Genomic DNA, 15,623 nt, shown 5'->3' with positions numbered 1-15,623 from the left:
GCCGTCGCCGGTCCGCGGCGCGGGGTCCCTCCGGGGGCGGCCGGTCCCGCCGCCGGCGTGGTCCGCGCCGCGCCCTACGCGTCGATGCGCGCGTCCAGGTCCGACATGAGCAGATCGCCGACGACCGCGGAGGCGGCGCGGTAGCCGCCGCTCGCCGCGTGGACGACCTGCTCGGCGAAGCCCATCGCGTTGCCCGCGGTCCACACGCCCGGCACGCTGGTCCGGCCCGTCGGGTCGACCACGGGGTAGGCGCCGAACGGGGTCTCCTGGAGCTCGGCGCCCAGCCGCTCCATCAGGCCGGTCCGCGGCACGGCGCGCGGGGCGACGAAGAGCACCGACCGCTCGTGGACGGAGCCCTCCCCGGAGGGGGCGCCCCCGGCCAGCCGGACACCGGTGAGCCGGTCGTCCTCGACGCGCAGCCCCGCGACCTCGCCGGGCACCACCTTCACCCCGGCCGCGGAGAGCCGGCGCAGGTCGTCGTCGGACAGCTCCTCCTCGGCGACGGTGTGCAGGAAGAGGGTCACGTCGTCCGACCAGCCGGAGACCATCAGCGCCTGGTGGACGCCGAGCGGGCTGGTGGCGAGGACGCCGAAGCGTTCGTCGCGGACCTCCCAGCCGTGGCAGAACGGGCAGTGCAGCACGTCCCGCCCGAAACGTTCGGCGACCCCGGGGACGTCCGGCAGCTCGTCCTTCAGACCGGTGGTGACGATCAGCCGCCGGGCGTGCACGGTCCGCCCGCCCGCCAGCTCCACGGCGAAGTCCTCGCCCCGGGTCACGTCCACCGCGCGGTCCCGGACGAGCTCGACGCCGTAGCGCGCGATCTCCTCCCGGCCGAGCGCCAGGAACTCGGCGGGTGACACGCCGTCCCGGGTCAGGTACCCCTGCAGGTGGTCCGAGGGGGCGTTGCGCGGCTCACCCGCGTCGACGACCAGGGTGCGGCGCCGGGCCCGGCCGAGGACGAGCGCGGCGGACAGCCCGGCCGCGCCGCCGCCGACGACGATCGCTTCGTACTTCTCCGGGGCCTTCTGCGAGTGCTTCCCCGGGTCCTTCTCCGGCAGGTCCTGCTTCTCGGTCATGGTGACCACCTCCACGTCAGAAGGTCGCCCGCACACCCCCGGATCGACAAACGTATTTGCCGGTTCTGCAAGAATGGGCCTATGACTGCAGACGACGTACTCGCGGGAGTCGGACCGCGGCTGAGGCAGATCCGCAAGGAGCGCGAGGTCACCCTCGCCGCCCTGTCCGAGGCGACCGGCATCTCGGTCAGCACCCTGTCGCGGCTGGAGTCGGGGCTGCGCCGGCCGAGCCTCGAGCTGCTGCTGCCGATCGCCCGGGCCCACCAGGTGGCGCTGGACGAGCTGGTCGGCGCACCGCCGGTCGGCGACCCCCGGGTGCGCGCCCGGCCTGTCGTGCGCCACGGCCGCACCCACTGGCCGCTCACCCGCCAGCCGGGCGGCCTCCAGGCGTTCAAGGTGCTGGAGCCGCAGCGGAAGGAGGAACCGGACCCGCGGACCCACGAGGGCTACGAGTGGCTCTACGTCCTCTCCGGCCGGCTCCGTCTGGTGCTCGGCGAGCACGACGTGGTGCTCGGCGCGGGGGAGGCGGCCGAGTTCGACACGCGGGTGCCGCACTGGTTCGGCTCGACGGGGGAGGGGCCGGTCGAGTTCCTCAGCCTGTTCGGCCCGCAGGGGGAGCGGATGCACGTGCGCGCACGGCCGGCCCGGCCGTGACGGACGACCTGCCGCCGCCTGTTCCCCGATCGGCAAGCGACCGCTTAGTATGCGGGGAACCGGACCGACAGTGACAGTCGCGTGGAGGCCCCGCATGCAGGCATGGCAGGTGCACGAGAACGGCGAGCCGGACGAGGTGATGCGCCTCGGCGACGTGCCGCCCCCGACACCCGGCGACGGCCAGGTCCTGCTGAGGGTCCGGGCCGCCAACATCAACTTCCCGGACGCGCTGATGTGCCGGGGCCAGTACCAGGTCAGGCCGCCCCTGCCGTTCACCCCCGGCGTGGAGGTCTGCGGCGAGACCGAGGACGGGCGCCGCGTCATCGCCAACCCGGCGCTGCCCCACGGCGGCTTCGCCGAGTACGCCGTCGCGGACGCCCGCGCCCTGCTGCCCGCACCGGACGCCCTGGACGACGCCGAGGCCGCCGCCCTGCACATCGGCTACCAGACGGGCTGGTTCGGCCTGCACCGCCGGGCCCGTCTGGAGGCCGGCGAGACCCTGCTCGTCCACGCCGCCGCCGGAGGGGTCGGCAGCGCGGCCGTCCAGCTCGGCAAGGCCGCCGGGGCGCGGGTGATCGGCGTCGTCGGCGGTCCCGAGAAGGCCGCCGTCGCCCGCGAGCTGGGCTGCGACGTCGTGATCGACCGGCGGAGCGAGGACGTCGTCGCCGCCGTGAAGGAGGCCACCGGCGGCCGGGGCGCCGACGTGATCTACGACCCCGTCGGCGGCGACGCCTACACCTGGTCCGCCAAGACCGTCGCCTTCGAGGGCCGGATCGTCGTCGTCGGCTTCGCGAGCGGCACCATCCCGAGCCCGGCGCTGAACCACGCCCTGGTGAAGAACTACTCGATCCTCGGCCTGCACTGGGGCCTGTACAACACCAAGAACCCCGAGCTGGTCCGGCACTGCCACGAGCAGCTCACCGAGCTGGCCGCGCGGGGCGCCGTCAAGCCGCTGGTGAGCGAGCGGGTGCCGCTGGAGGGGGCCGCGGGCGCCGTGCAGCGGGTGGCCGACGGGAAGACGACCGGCCGGGTGGCCGTCGTCCTGGAGAAGGGGGCCGACGCATGACCGACGCCGACGAGCTGCGCCGACGCACACGGGAGCTGCTGGCCGCCCATCCGCCGGCCGACACCGACCGCCTCGACTTCCTCCGGGCCCGCTTCGACGCCGGGCTCGCCTGGGTGCACTACCCCGAGGGCCTCGGCGGACTCGGTGCCCCGCGCTCCCTCCAGGCGGTCGTCGACGCCGAGCTGGCGGCCGCGGGCGCCCCCGACAACGACCCCCGGCGCATCGGCATCGGCCTCGGCATGGCCGCCCCGACCATCCTCCAGTACGGCACCGAGGAGCAGAAGCGCCGGCTGCTGCGCCCGCTGTGGACCGGCGAGGAGGTCTGGTGCCAGCTCTTCAGCGAGCCGGGCGCCGGGTCCGACCTCGCCGCCCTCGGCACGCGGGCCGTCCGGGAGGGGGAGGACTGGATCGTCGACGGGCAGAAGGTGTGGACCTCCAGCGCCCACCTCGCCCGCTGGGCCATCCTCATCGCCCGCACCGACCCGGACGTGCCCAAGCACCGCGGCATCACCTACTTCCTCTGCGACATGACCGACCCCGGCGTGGAGGTCCGGCCGCTGCGCCAGATCACCGGCGAGGCCGAGTTCAACGAGGTCTTCCTCACCGGCGTCCGCATCCCCGACTCCCTGCGCCTCGGCGACGTCGGCGACGGCTGGCGGGTCGCGCAGACCACGCTGAACAACGAACGCGTCGCCATCGGCGGCACCCCGATCCCCCGCGAGGGCGGCATGATCGGCAAGATCGCCGGGACCTGGCGGGAACGCCCCGAGCTGCGCACCCACGACCTGCACCAGCGGCTGCTCGGCCTGTGGGTGGAGGCCGAGGTCGCCCGGCTCACCGGCGCACGGCTGCGCCAGCAGCTGGCGGCCGGCCAGCCCGGCCCCGAGGGCGCCGGCATGAAGCTGAACTTCGCCCGCCTCAACCAGGAGATCAGCGGCCTCGAGGTCGAACTCCTCGGCGAAGAGGGCCTGTTGTACGACGACTGGACCATGCGCCGCCCCGAGCTGGTGGACTTCACCGGCCGCGAGGCCGGATACCGCTACCTGCGCTCCAAGGGCAACAGCATCGAGGGCGGGACCAGCGAGGTCCTGCTGAACATCGTCGCCGAGCGCGTCCTCGGCCTGCCCGCCGAACCGCGCACCGACAAGGACGTCGCCTGGAAGGACCTGGCCCGATGAGCGCCCAGCCCGATCTGCTGTACTCGGAGGAGGAAGAGGCGCTGCGCGCCGCCGTCCGGGACCTGCTCACCGACCACTGCGACCCGGCCGGCGTCATCGCGCGCACCGAGTCCGACGCGCCCCACGACCGCGCCCTGTGGAAGACGCTGGCCGAGGGCATGGGCCTCGCCGGGCTCCTGGTGCCCGAGGCACAGGGCGGCCAGGGCGCCACCCACCGGGAGGCCGCCGTCGTCCTGGAGGAGCTGGGCCGGTCCGTCGCGCCCGTGCCCTATCTGACCAGCGCGGTCGTCGCCACCGAGGCCCTGCTGGCCTGCGACGCCGGGGACCTGCTCGGCGAGCTGGCCTCCGGGCGCCGGATCGGCGCCCTCGCCGTCGGCCTGCACACCGCGCCGGGGGCCGCCCACGCGACCGCACGGGTCGGGGACGGGGCGTTGCACGGGGAGCTGACCGGCATCGCCGACGCCGCCGTGGCCGACGTCCTGCTCGTCCCGGCGGACGACGGCGCCCTGTACGCGGTGGACGCCGACGCGGCGACCGTCACCCCCCGCCCGTCCCTGGACCTGACCCGGCCCCTGGCGACGGTCGTGCTCGACGGCGCGCCCGGACGCCGGCTCAGCGACGCGGAACCCGCCGTACGGCGCGCCCTGCGGGCCGGGGCCGGACTGCTGGCCTCCGAGCAACTGGGCCTCGCCGACCGGCTGCTGACCGACACGGTCGGCTACCTCAAGGAACGCCGGCAGTTCAACCGCCAGGTCGGCGGCTTCCAGGCGCTCAAGCACCGGCTCGCCCGGCTGTGGCTGGAGGTCGCGGGCCTGCGGGCCGCCGCCCGCAACGCGGCCGACGCGCTGGCGACCGGCGAGGACACCGACGTGGCCGTCGCCGTGGCCCAGGCGTACGCGGCCCAGGTCGCCGTCCACGTCGCCGAGGAGGCGCTGCAACTGCACGGCGGCATCGGGATGACCTGGGAGCACCCGGTCCACCTCTTTCTGAAGCGGGCCAAGGCCGACTCGATCGCCCTCGGCACGGCGGGCGCCCACCGGGAGGCGCTGGCCGAACTGGCCGACCTGCGCGCTCCCTGACGGAACGCCAGGCAGAGCGGTGCCCGTCCCTCCGGGGGCGGGCATCTCCCGTCCACGCCCCTCCCGCGAAGTGAACGACCGACGGACGTCCGGCCAACTCCCCGCACACCCCTGCTCCCTGAGCGCTCCGGGACCCCATACTCACAGCGTCCCGTACGGCACCCCCAGGGAGGCAGAGCATGGCCCGCACCACCCGACGCAGAGCCCTCACCACCCTCGGCGCCGCCCTCGCGGGCGCGGTCGCCCTGCCCGCCGGCACCGCGCTGGCGGGCGAAGGCAGGCACGGACCCCGCCCGTTGTGGCGTGCGCACGCCCACAACGACTACGAGCACCCCCGCCCCCTCCTCGACGCCCTCGACCACCGCTTCGGCAGCGTCGAGGCCGACATCCACCTCGTGGGTGACCGACTCCTCGTCGCCCACGACCCCGAGGACCTCGACCCGGCGCGCACCCTGGAGTCCCTCTACCTCGACCCGCTCGCCGCCCGCGTCCGCGCCCACCACGGCCGGGTCCACCGGGGCGAGCGGCGCCCCCTGCAACTCCTCGTCGACATCAAGACCGAGGGAGCGGCGACGTACCTGGAACTCGACCGTCACCTGCGCCGCTACACCCACCTGTTCACCACCTACGCCCACGGCCGGGTCCACCCCGGCGCGGTCACCGTGGTGGTCTCCGGCGACCGCGCCGCCCGCGCCCCCATGGCCGCCCAGAGCACGCGCCGGGCCTTCTACGACGGCCGTCTCACCGACCTCGGCACCTCCGCCCCGGCCTCCTTCGTGCCGCTGATCAGCGACAACTGGACGCTCAACTTCACCTGGCAGGGCGTCGGCGCCTTCCCCGAGGCCGAACGGAGCAAGCTGCGCGACATCGTCGGCGCGGCCCACGGACGCGGGCAGCGGGTGCGCTTCTGGGCCACCCCCGACCTGCCGGGCGCCGCCCGGGACGCGGTGTGGGGCGAGCTGCTCGCCGCGGGCGTCGACCACCTCAACACCGACGACCTCGCGGGGCTCGAGGCGTTCCTCGACGCCCGCCGCAGCGCGTAGCCCGCCGCCGGAACATCACACGTTCGGCGGACAGGTCAGCCGCCCGGAGAAACCCTCCGTTACGCCACACTTACGGCCGAACGCCGCGAAGTGGACGTGGCGGAGGAGGTTGACGATGGCCATTTCCATCTCTGTGGTGTTGCTGCTGACGATCCTGGCGGTGCTGTTCCTGCGCAACGGCGGACTGAAGATCTCGCACGCGCTGGTCTGTCTGCTGCTCGGCTTCTACCTGGCCGGCACGAGCATCGCCCCGACCATCAACAGCGGTCTCATGGCCACGGCGGACATCGTCGGCAGCCTCAGGCCATGACGTGACGGAAGGTCGGGGCGGCGCCCGGGGGCCGGGGGTCAGGCGTCCAGGACGCGGGAGCGGATGAGGAAGCGCACCCCCTCGGGCGCCTCCAGCGAGAAGCCGCTGCCCCTCCCCTCGACGACGTCGACGATCAGCCTGGTGTGGCTCCACACCGCGAACTGGCTGCGGGACATCCAGAACGCCACCGGCTCCTCGACGCCCTCCACGACCAGCTCCGCCAGCAGGACGTCCGCGGCGCCGGTGCGGAACTCGCCCGCCGGGTAGCACATGGGGGCGCTGCCGTCGCAGCACCCGCCGGACTGGTGGAACATCAGGGGCCCGTGCGCCGCGTGCAGGCGCCGCAGCAGATCGGCCGCTGAGGCGGTGAGCTCGACGCGCGGGGTCTCCTCGTATGTGTCGCCCATGCCGTGCATGTCAGCACGGGTGAGGTTGCGAGTGCGTTGCGGGGTTCCGGTGCCCGCGGCCCGGAAGCCTTCCTCGGCGTACCTGCGGTACACCTGCGAAGTCGTACGTGTTCCGGTCCGGTGGCCGACGACGGCAGCGCTCCCGTCCGGGACGGCGATGTGGCCGGCGGCCCCCGGGCCGCGACCCCGTGGATCGGCGGCGCGCTGTCTCAGACCTCCCCGGCCGCCGAGCGGGGGAGCACCGTGACGCGGTGGAAGTTGCACCCCGGGGGCAGGTCCGAGGCGGGCCGCGACTGATGGGCTTTCAGGGCGATGCTCACCAGGCTCAGCAGCAGGTCGACGTCCGTGTCGCAGTCCAGGTGCACGGTCACCCAGCGGGAGCCGGGGACGAGGTGTATGGCGCTCGAGCCGCCGAGGTCGTACTGGAAACGCTGGATGGCCCGGTGGGTCAGGTGGAGGTCCACGTCCCGGTCCGAGTGGAAGTGGACGATCTCGTCATGGGCGGAGCGCAGTGCCCGCCCGGTTCCGCAACTGGCCGGACCCTTGGTGAGGTCGGGCCAGGCGTGCAGCCGCTCGAAGGCGCGCTGGGCCAGAGTCATGCCCCTATCGTCGCCGGATCACCGCGCCGCAACCAGGGGTTGAGCGATTTGTAACCGGCACGTGAGGTCGACGGGCGTGCCGGGAGCCCGGAGCGGGCGTCGCGCACGACCGCGCGGCGCCCGCCCGTGCCGTCCTACGCCACGCAGCCGACCGTCCCCACCGGGAAGTCGTTGCCCGTGGAGGTGGCGGTGAAGCCGAAGGACACGCTGCCGTCCGGCGGGACGACCCGGTTGTGCTCCACGTTGCGGACCGTGAGGGTGCCGTCGTCGCCGCTCGACAGCGAGCCGTTCCACACACTGCCCAGCGTGGTCCCCGCCCCGGGTTGCCACTGCACGGCCCAGCCGTTCAGCGGCTCCGTCCCGTGGTTCATCACCTCGACGGAACCCTGGAAGCCGCCGTTCCAGGAGTTCTGCACGGAGTAGACGGCCATGCAGTCACCGGTGTGCGTGGGCGGCGGCGTGGTCGGGGGCGTCGTCGGCGTGGTGCTGCCCGAGCCGCGGATGCCGGTCACCTCGCCGTTGCCGCCGTCGAAGACGACGTCGGAGCAGGAGAAGAAGTTCTCCTGGCTGTCCGAACGCACCCACTGGATGAAGATCAGCGCATCGCCCGAGCGGCCGGAGGGCAGCGCCAGGTCCCAGTAGTAGTGGCCGCCCGAGGCGCCGGGCGAACCCTGCTGGGGCGGGTTGGTCACCGTCTGGATCAGCTGGAGGTCGTCCCAGCCCAGCTCGGACGTGGGCGACCACCCCGGCTTGGTCAGGTAGACCCGGAAGTCACCCGGGTGGGCCGCCCAGTTGCTGTACTGCACCTTCATCGTCGCGCCCGACGTCAGGTGCGTGCGGGGCCAGTCCGCGCGGGCGGCGTTGTAGGCGGAGAAGTCGTACGGGGAACGGTCGCCGGCGCTGCACAGCGTGCCGTCCGGTACGTAACCGGCGCCGCGCCCACCCGCTTTGGAGTCGAGCACGGCGAACCAGTTGTACAGCGCCGTGGCCCCGCTCTCGTCGAGCGCGTCCTGGCACGCCGGGTTGGTCGGGTCCAGGGCGCCGGTGCCGGTGATGGCGTCCAGCTGGCACAGGTACGTGCGCGAGCCGGGCATCATCGCCACGCCGTGCGCCTCGGCCCGGCCCTGCCCGAAGAGGACGGTCACGCCGAGCGCGCCGAGCAGGGTGGCCAGTACCGCCGCCAGGGACAGGTATCTGCTGCGTCGAACCATGGGGGTCTCCTGTTTCGCTCAGTAGGTGCTGGTGATCAGCGCATGACAACCAGGAGGTGTGTGCCGTGCGGTGGAGCCCCGCCCGGCCGGGGAAGGGTGCCGACCGGCCGGGCGGGGGAGTGGGGGGACATCGGAGCGGAGGGACATGGGTGCGCGGCCGGTGGCCGCGGTGTGCGGCGCTACGCGGTCGCGCAGGCGGTGCCGTTGAGGCGGAAGGCGTCCGGCGCGGAGAACGAGCCGGTGTAGGTCCCCTGGAAACCGAACGTCGCGCTGCCGCCCGGCGCGATCCGGGTGTTGTGGTCCAGGCCGGTCGCCGTGACGGTGCCCGTGGACGGGGTCACGGAGGCGTTCCAGGAGTTCGTGACGTGCTGCCCGGAGGGCAGCGCGAAGGCGAGCCGCCAGCCGTCGACGGGGGAGGCGGCGGTGTTGGTGACGGTGACGTTCGCGGTGAAGCCGCCCGGCCAGACGTTCGTGGCGTACGCGACCTCGCACGCCGCGGAATCGCCCGGCTCACCGGGTCCGCCGGGGGTGCCGTCCGTGTCGACGGCCGACGAGAAGGAGGTCACCGCCAGGCCGGCGCCGCCCTGCCAGGGCTCGAAGCCCGCCTGGACGCTCGTCAGGTACCAGTCGTTCGCGGCGAGTCCGCGCGAGACGGCCTGTCGGGCGAAGTCCATGACGTCGAAGCTCCAGCTGCCGATCGCCGACGGGGCGACGAAGGACAGGACGTCGTTGGAGCCGTTGTTGCCCGACCACACCTCCCAGGAGCGGCCCGCCACGGTGGCCGTGCCCACCCGGGAGCCCACCGGCTGGACCGGACCCGTGTGATGGAACCAGACCATGATCTCGGTCCGGTTCACGCCGTCGGTCCGGGGCGTCGGGTCGAGCCAGATGTCGTAGGCGGCGTCGTAGACCGCGTTGTCGACATAACCGAAGGACACGCTGGTGGGCGCCTCGGCGATGTCGCTCAGCCGGGCCGGGAGGCGCGTGCCCGGCGCGCAGGCGGTGTAGTGGCAGCCGTCGAAGACGGACGGGTACGACTTCGGGGCGCCGTTGGTGGGCACGGAGCCGTCGGCCCGGTCGACCCGGAAGCCCGAACCGGTGACGGTGATGCACTGCTCCGCTTCGGTGCCCCAGCGGTTGTTCTGGACGATGTAGCGGCCCTGGACCGTCGCCGTGCCGAACGCCTCGCAGATCGCGGTGTCCGCCTGGGCCGGCGCCGCGGTGAGGAGTGACGCCACCAGGGCGAAAGGTGCGAGCAGCGCGCCCAGGAAGGCCCGTAAGGGGCGGATGTGGTGCCGTGGCGGTCGCATGGGGGCCTCTCCCGAGAGGACGTGGGGGACGGGGGCCGGCGGGGGAGCGCTCCCGTCTCCCCACGGATGGGAGCGCTCCCACCTACCGGTGTGCTGAGGACTGTAGAAGTCGTTCATGTCCCTGACAAGACTGTGTGCACCAGTGGTGTCGAAGGAATTTCGAAGGTGCAGGTCAGGAGGCGTCACATCCGCCCGGGTCCGCTCCCCACGCGGCGGCGCACAGGGCGCGGTCGAGCTCCTGCGCGTAGACGGCGGCGGCGAGCCAGGCGCGGGCGAAGCGGCCGGTGTCCGCCGGGAGGAGCCGGCCGAACGGGTCCCGCGAGCGGTCCGCCGCGGCGGCGTGCAGTTCGTCGAGGAGTTCGCCCGCGGTGACCAGGCCGCTCCGGCGCAGTCGTGGGCCGTCGGCGTCCCGGCCGCCGGGGAACGCCAGCACGCGGCGCCCGCCGGAGACGGCCTGGTGGACCCGCCGGCGCAGCAGGTGCACCGGGGCCTCGTCGGTGTCGGGCACGGGCCCGGCGGCCGGCGTCACGGACGTGGGCAGGTCCGCGCGGCGGAGCCGGTCCAGGCCCAGGTCGACCCGGGCGCCGGGATCGGTGGGATGGCTGACGGCCAGGAGCAGCGCGCGGGGGAACGGGGCCGGCGTGAGACGGGCGACGACCCGCAGGCGGGCCCCCCGGGCGGACGCCAGGAGGCGGAGGTTGTCGCGGTGGGGCAGCGCGGGATCGTCGTGGGCGGCGGCGAGGCGCAGCGTCAGTCCGGCACAGTCGGCGATCAGGCACTCGCCCGCCGCCTCGCGCACCGTGCCGGTGAGCGTGACGTCCAGGAACAGCAGGTCCTGGTCGGTCGTCAGCGCACGGGTGACCTGCTCGGCCACCGGGACCGCCCACAGGCGGTCGAGCGGCTCGGCGTGCCACGCGGCACCGGACGCGCGGACCGCCCGGACGCCCGCCCCCGCGCCCAGGCGGCCCGTCGGGGAGACGGTCGCACCGGACACGACGAGCCCGGCACGCGAGAGTTCACGGTGGGTCAGGGTCGTGTCGCCGATGCGTACGCCGCGGTCGGCGGCGCCCGTGGCCCGGCCGGCGCCGCCCGGCGCGACGTCCGAGACGGTGTGGAGCCTGCCCGTGGCGTCGGCGGTCCAGGTGACGGCTCCCGCGTGTCCGGTCGCCGTGAGCACGGGCTCGGAGAACAGCCCGTACAGGCGCAGCGAACCCTTCGGGGTGTACGGCTGCCGCACGCTGCCGCGCAGCGCGGGGAGTTCCCGCCCGCCGGCGTCGGGGAGGCGGTGGGCGAGCCGCAGGACCTCGCGGAGCGCGGCGGCGAGGTCGGTGAGGCGGTAGGCGGCGTCGGCGCTCCGGGCGGCCCGCAACGCCGTGACGACGGAGATCGCGCGGCCCGCCGCCCGGGGGAGCCCCGCGAGCCGTGCGGAGTGCGCCGCGCGCAGCAACTCGGCCTGGATCACGGCCCCGGCGCCGTCCGTACCGGCCTCCAGCACCGCGGCGGCGGCGTCCCACAGCTCCGCCGCGGCGGCGCGCTGCTCGGGGGTGGCCGTGTCGGGGGCCGGGGCGGGCGCCGTCGACGGGGGGGCCCGTGTCCGAAAGGGCTGTGGGGGTGCCGTCCGGCCGCTGCGGCGGGTGCGTGACCGTGGACGAGGTCGGGTCGGCGGCCGCCGGCCGGGCCTGGTCCGAGGCCGGCGGGTCTGCCGGTTTCGGGTCGGTGGCCGGTAGGTCTGCCGGGTCGGCGGCCGGTGGGTGCGTCGGGTCGGTGGTCGGCGGGTCTGTCGGCTCCGGGCCCGTGGTCGGTGGGTCCGTCGGGTCGGTGGCCGCCGGCCGGGTCGGGTCGGCGACCGGCGCGGCCGAGGCCGCGGCGGCGCGGTGCAGGCAGCCGGGCGCGAGCAGGCAACCGCAGCGGATCGCCTCCGCACGGGTCACCACGCCACCGGGGGCGTGCAGTTCGAGGTCGGTGTCGTCGTCCACGGCGATGCGCACCACGTCGCCCTCGCGGACCGCCGGCCGTCCCGCCACCTTGGTGACGCCCGAGTCCAGTCGCTTGCGCAGCCGGGGGGTCAGCGCCGCGACGAGCTCGGCGGTCACCGCCGGATCGACCGGAGGGAGGTGTGGGTTCACGCGATCTTCTCCCCTACCCAGCGGGCGAGTTCGAGCGGACTGAGGGCGGCGACCGGCATGCCCGCCGCGACGAGTCGACCCGCGACGCCGGTGGAGTACCGGGGCCGCCCCGCGTCGTCGAGGCTCGCGCACCCCAGGACGTGGCAGCCCGCCCCGACCAGGGCCCGGACCTCGGCGAGCAGACCACCCACCGGATGACCCTCCTCGAAGTCGCTGACCACCACGACGAGGGTGCGCGACGGTACGGTGACGAGCTCGCGGGCGTGCCGCAGACCCGCGGCGATGTGGGTGCCGCCGCCCACGCTGACCTCGAGCAGCAGGGACAGCGGGTCCTCGACGTGGTCCGTGAGGTCGACGACCCTCGTGGAGAACGCCAGGAAGTGCGTGGACAGGGTGGGCACCCCCGCCAGCACCGAGGCCGTGAGCGCGGACCAGATCGTGGACGCCTCCATGGACCCCGACACGTCGGTCACCAGGATCAGCCGCCAGTCGGCGGCGCGCCGGGCGCGGGTGCGGAAGACGGGGTGCTCGGGGACGACCCGGACGGTGCCGTCCGGGCCGCGGCGCGCGGAGGCCAGGTTGGCCCTCAGCGTACGGGCCAGGTCCAGGCCGCCGCCCGGCCGTCGGCTCGGGCGGGGCAGGACCGTGCCGTGCAGCGCGGGGCGCAGCCGGGTGGCCAGCTGCCGGGTCAGCGCGTCGACCAGGCTCCGCACGAGCGGCCGGAGCGCGGCCAGGCGTGACTCGGGCAGGCCGCCCGCGTGCCGGAGCACGGTCCGCAGCAGGTCGACGGAGGGCCGGGCGCTGTCCGGGTGGAGCTCGGCCAGGACGTCCGGCCGGCCCGAGGCGGCCGCGGCCGCCAGCACCTCCTCCCGGATGCCCGGGCCGAACAGCGCCGCCAGGTCCTGCGACCACTCCCGCACGCCGGGATAGGGAGCCTCCCGGCCGCCGCCGCGGCCGGGACCGGTCAGGTCACCCCGGCTGCCCTCGCCCCGTCCGCTGCCGTACAGCTCGTCCAGCGCCGTGGCCAGTGCGGCCGCCGACGGGGGCAGCCGGTCGGTCCGGCGGCCCAGCACGAGCCGCCAGCGGTCGGCGGGAGCCGGCCGGCGTTCCCCGGCGGCGACGGGCGGCGCGTCCCCGCGCGCGGCGGCGGGGCCGGGTGTTCCGGCCCCGCCGGGCGGTGGCGGGGGCAGCAGACCGAGGGCGCCGAGGGTGGCGCGGGCCGCGAGGTCCGCGCCGGTCCACCGGGCGAGGGCGACGGGATCCACGGTGCCGGTGTCGGCCAGGTGTCCGACCGCCAACCGCTCCTCGACGGTGGACAGGAGCCGGTCGCGGGCCGCCGGGCTGAGGGCGTCGAAGCCGCCGCGCAGAGCGGGCAGACGGTCGAGGAAGTCCCGGTCGGGCAGCTCGGACACCCGGTTCAGGAGCGGTTCCAGCGCCGGGGCGGCCGACTCCAACAACGGGCCGGCGGCCGTCAGCAGCCCGGTCAGCCGTGCGGTGAGCGCGGCCCGGGACGCGGGGTCGTTCGCCGTGTCGACCCACGCGGCGACCCGCTCGCCGAGCACCCGCGCGTCCTCGTGCCCGAGGAGCACCCGGACGGCTCCGGCGGCACCGCGCATCAGAGGCGAGCCGTCCTCGGCCAGCCGGGCCAGGGCGTCGGTCAGCCGGACGCCGCCGAGGAGGTCCGCCCGGTGGGCGAGCTCCAGCAGGGCGTGCGCGTCCGCCGGGTCCTCCGAGCCGGCCAGACCGTCCACCTGACGCACCGCCGCGGCGGTGAGCAGCTCGGCCACGGCGGCGGCCCGGGCGGTACGGTCCCCGTCGGCACCCAGCCCGGCGAAGTGCCCCGCCCGCAACCGGTCCAGCAGGCCCAGGCCGGTCAGCAGTTCGGGCAGTGCCGCGGCGCCGGGCAGCACCTCGGCGGCCTCCGCCAGCCGCGAGTCCGCCGGCCCCGGCAGACCGCACTCCGCCGCCTGCCGCAGTCCCTCCAGCGTCTGCGCGGGCGTGGGCCCTCCCTCGTCCCGCTCCGCCCGCCACCGCTCCCGCAGCACCCCTTCGGCGGCCTGGGCGGGCGTGACACCGCGTACGCCGACCGCGGACAGCACGGCCTCGGTCGCCGGTGTCCAGCGCACCTCCCACCGGGTGGTCAGCGTCTCGGCGCCCCCCGCGCCGACGACCTCCCGCGGTTCCGCGTACGGCACTCCGCACACCGTCAGCCGACGCAGCATCAGGTCGCGCCGACGGTCGAGGTCGGAACGCCGGGGATCGAGGCGCAGGTCCCGGGTTTCCGAGCCGCCGGGCCCGTCGGTCGCGGGACCCGGCAGTCCGAGGGCGGACAGCTCCGCCTCCACCGCCGGGGCGAGACCGCTGCGGGGCGCGCCCGGGGCGGGGCGGCCACCGCGCGTCCCGACGAGCACCTGTTCCATCGCCCGCGCGACGGCCCGCCCCCTGCCGTACGGCTCGCCCTGCGCGAGCACCGTCTGCACCGCCTCGACCAGCTCCCCCCGGCCCGGCGCCGGCAGCCCCCGCAGCCGTGCGAGGTCCGAGGCGAACCGGGTGATCTCCCGTGCGTCGGCGGGGCCCGACGGATGACCGAGGGCACGCAGCCGCGCGCACACCCGCACGGCCGTCCCGGTCAGTGCCTCCTCCAGCGCGGCCGGATCGCCCGCCGCGCCCAGGACCAGGTGCTGCCACTCCGGGTCCCGGATGCCGGCCGGATAGCCCGACCGCTCGTCCAGGAGGGCGTAGGTGTACGGGATGAGCGAGGTGGTCCACACCGGCCGTCCGGTACCGGCCCCGGTGCCGCGTCCGGTCCCGGCGTCCGCGTCGGCCTCCTCCTCCCCCTCCCCGGCGGGGAACGCCAGTGCCGGGGCGTGGAAGGCACCGACGACCACGGCGGCCCGCTCCCCCCGCGCGGTGGCGGCGGCCAGCCGGTCCCGCATCCACTGCTCGCGGCGCAGATCCAGCTCGGGCACCCCGCCCGAGGCGGCCGCCTCCTCGCGCAGCGCCCACCCGGTCAGCAGCGCGGCCCGGCGCAGTGCCTCGGGTGCCGAGCCGGGAGCCGTCGCCTCGACGAGACGGTCCCAGAGGTCCTCGCCGGGGCGGCCGGTCAGCCGGGCCCGCAGCGCGCGGGTGAGGCCGTGCCCACCGGTGTCGGGCGCGGAGCCCCGGCCGCCGCTCCACGCCCGGTCGGCCAGCGGCAGGTCGCACGCGACGACCGGGATCCCGTGCCGGACCGCCCAGCGCACGGCGACGAGTTCGGGGGAGAAGTCGGCGAAGGGGTAGAACGCCGGCCCCCCGCCCCCCTCGGTGGGTGCCGCGGCCAGCGCGACCGGCGCCCGCGTCTCCTCGTGGCCGAGCCAGGGCAGCCACTCCTGCATCTCGGCGGGAAGCTCGACCAGCAGGACGTCCGGAGCCGCGCCGTCCAGCAGCGCGGGCACGGCCGCGGCCAAGGACGGCGCGTGATGCCGTACACCGATGAGGTAGGGCGCCCCCGGATCGGTGAGGGCGTCGGCCGCCTCACCGGGGGAGAGGGACGGTGCGGGGGAGGGGAACGGGGAGAGGGACACG

Annotated in this window: 13 protein-coding genes; 6 read left to right on the top strand and 7 right to left on the bottom strand. The window is 75.5% G+C overall.

All coding sequences use genetic code 11. The features are described 5' to 3' along the window. Nucleotides 1-74 precede the first annotated feature (74 nt). Nucleotides 75-1,076, bottom strand: a complete 1,002-nt coding sequence (locus JHAT_RS21220; RefSeq protein ID WP_077799827.1) for an NAD(P)/FAD-dependent oxidoreductase — start codon at nucleotides 1,074-1,076, stop codon at nucleotides 75-77. 81 nt (nucleotides 1,077-1,157) lie between these two features. Here JHAT_RS21220 and JHAT_RS21215 point away from each other — a divergent pair, with 81 nt between their 5' ends. The 6 genes from JHAT_RS21215 to JHAT_RS21190 all read left to right on the top strand — a co-directional run bounded on the left by JHAT_RS21215 (nucleotide 1,158) and on the right by JHAT_RS21190 (nucleotide 6,406). Next, nucleotides 1,158-1,730: a helix-turn-helix domain-containing protein gene (locus tag JHAT_RS21215; protein ID WP_077799823.1), complete on the top strand. Its 573-nt coding sequence runs from the start codon at nucleotides 1,158-1,160 to the stop codon at nucleotides 1,728-1,730. Nucleotides 1,731-1,824: 94 nt separating this feature from the next. Next, nucleotides 1,825-2,796, top strand: a complete 972-nt coding sequence (locus JHAT_RS21210; RefSeq protein ID WP_077799822.1) for an NADPH:quinone oxidoreductase family protein — start codon at nucleotides 1,825-1,827, stop codon at nucleotides 2,794-2,796. Then, nucleotides 2,793-3,974, top strand: a complete 1,182-nt coding sequence (locus tag JHAT_RS21205) for an acyl-CoA dehydrogenase family protein (protein WP_077799821.1) — start codon at nucleotides 2,793-2,795, stop codon at nucleotides 3,972-3,974. The genes JHAT_RS21210 and JHAT_RS21205 overlap by 4 nt, the downstream gene beginning before the upstream one ends. Beyond that, nucleotides 3,971-5,053: an acyl-CoA dehydrogenase family protein gene (locus tag JHAT_RS21200; RefSeq protein ID WP_077799820.1), complete on the top strand. Its 1,083-nt coding sequence runs from the start codon at nucleotides 3,971-3,973 to the stop codon at nucleotides 5,051-5,053. The genes JHAT_RS21205 and JHAT_RS21200 overlap by 4 nt, the downstream gene beginning before the upstream one ends. Nucleotides 5,054-5,232: 179 nt before the next feature. Continuing rightward, a complete protein-coding gene (locus JHAT_RS21195) occupies nucleotides 5,233-6,096 on the top strand; it encodes a phosphatidylinositol-specific phospholipase C/glycerophosphodiester phosphodiesterase family protein (RefSeq protein ID WP_077799819.1) in 864 nt (287 codons plus the stop codon). A 115-nt stretch (nucleotides 6,097-6,211) separates the two neighbouring features. Continuing rightward, the gene (locus JHAT_RS21190; protein WP_077799818.1) at nucleotides 6,212-6,406 is read left to right on the top strand and encodes a hypothetical protein; all 195 of its coding nucleotides are present in this window, start codon (nucleotides 6,212-6,214) and stop codon (nucleotides 6,404-6,406) included. A 38-nt stretch (nucleotides 6,407-6,444) separates the two neighbouring features. On the opposite strand, the gene JHAT_RS21185 is transcribed toward JHAT_RS21190, so the two are convergent. From JHAT_RS21185 to JHAT_RS21160, 6 genes are all read right to left on the bottom strand, one after another. Further along, a complete protein-coding gene (locus tag JHAT_RS21185; RefSeq protein ID WP_077799826.1) occupies nucleotides 6,445-6,813 on the bottom strand; it encodes a DUF779 domain-containing protein in 369 nt (122 codons plus the stop codon). Between the two features lie 209 nt (nucleotides 6,814-7,022). After that, nucleotides 7,023-7,412 (bottom strand): luciferase family protein, encoded by a 390-nt coding sequence (locus JHAT_RS21180; protein ID WP_077799817.1) that lies wholly within the window; start codon nucleotides 7,410-7,412, stop codon nucleotides 7,023-7,025. Nucleotides 7,413-7,546: 134 nt separating this feature from the next. Continuing rightward, nucleotides 7,547-8,623, bottom strand: a complete 1,077-nt coding sequence (locus JHAT_RS21175; protein ID WP_077799816.1) for a lytic polysaccharide monooxygenase — start codon at nucleotides 8,621-8,623, stop codon at nucleotides 7,547-7,549. A gap of 179 nt (nucleotides 8,624-8,802) precedes the next feature. Beyond that, entirely contained in the window at nucleotides 8,803-9,933 is a 1,131-nt protein-coding gene (locus JHAT_RS21170; RefSeq protein ID WP_077799815.1) for a cellulose binding domain-containing protein, read from the bottom strand. Between the two features lie 172 nt (nucleotides 9,934-10,105). Continuing rightward, the gene (locus tag JHAT_RS21165) at nucleotides 10,106-11,428 is read right to left on the bottom strand and encodes a hypothetical protein (RefSeq protein ID WP_375603577.1); all 1,323 of its coding nucleotides are present in this window, start codon (nucleotides 11,426-11,428) and stop codon (nucleotides 10,106-10,108) included. A gap of 627 nt (nucleotides 11,429-12,055) precedes the next feature. Next, complete coding sequence (locus tag JHAT_RS21160; RefSeq protein WP_171990993.1) at nucleotides 12,056-15,622, bottom strand: DUF5682 family protein; 3,567 nt, start codon at nucleotides 15,620-15,622, stop codon at nucleotides 12,056-12,058. Nucleotide 15,623 lies beyond the last annotated feature (1 nt).

The organism is Streptomyces sp. JHA26 (assembly GCF_002005565.1).
Lineage (GTDB): Bacteria > Actinomycetota > Actinomycetes > Streptomycetales > Streptomycetaceae > Streptomyces.
This window is presented reverse-complemented; position numbering and strand designations above follow the sequence as displayed.

Coding starts and splice junctions, on each gene's coding strand:
- JHAT_RS21220 (WP_077799827.1), bottom strand. CDS start 1,076: ATGACCGAGAAGCAGGACCTGCCGGAGAAGGACCCGGGGAAGCACTCG.
- JHAT_RS21215 (WP_077799823.1), top strand. CDS start 1,158: ATGACTGCAGACGACGTACTCGCGGGAGTCGGACCGCGGCTGAGGCAG.
- JHAT_RS21210 (WP_077799822.1), top strand. CDS start 1,825: ATGCAGGCATGGCAGGTGCACGAGAACGGCGAGCCGGACGAGGTGATG.
- JHAT_RS21205 (WP_077799821.1), top strand. CDS start 2,793: ATGACCGACGCCGACGAGCTGCGCCGACGCACACGGGAGCTGCTGGCC.
- JHAT_RS21200 (WP_077799820.1), top strand. CDS start 3,971: ATGAGCGCCCAGCCCGATCTGCTGTACTCGGAGGAGGAAGAGGCGCTG.
- JHAT_RS21195 (WP_077799819.1), top strand. CDS start 5,233: ATGGCCCGCACCACCCGACGCAGAGCCCTCACCACCCTCGGCGCCGCC.
- JHAT_RS21190 (WP_077799818.1), top strand. CDS start 6,212: ATGGCCATTTCCATCTCTGTGGTGTTGCTGCTGACGATCCTGGCGGTG.
- JHAT_RS21185 (WP_077799826.1), bottom strand. CDS start 6,813: ATGGGCGACACATACGAGGAGACCCCGCGCGTCGAGCTCACCGCCTCA.
- JHAT_RS21180 (WP_077799817.1), bottom strand. CDS start 7,412: ATGACTCTGGCCCAGCGCGCCTTCGAGCGGCTGCACGCCTGGCCCGAC.
- JHAT_RS21175 (WP_077799816.1), bottom strand. CDS start 8,623: ATGGTTCGACGCAGCAGATACCTGTCCCTGGCGGCGGTACTGGCCACC.
- JHAT_RS21170 (WP_077799815.1), bottom strand. CDS start 9,933: ATGCGACCGCCACGGCACCACATCCGCCCCTTACGGGCCTTCCTGGGC.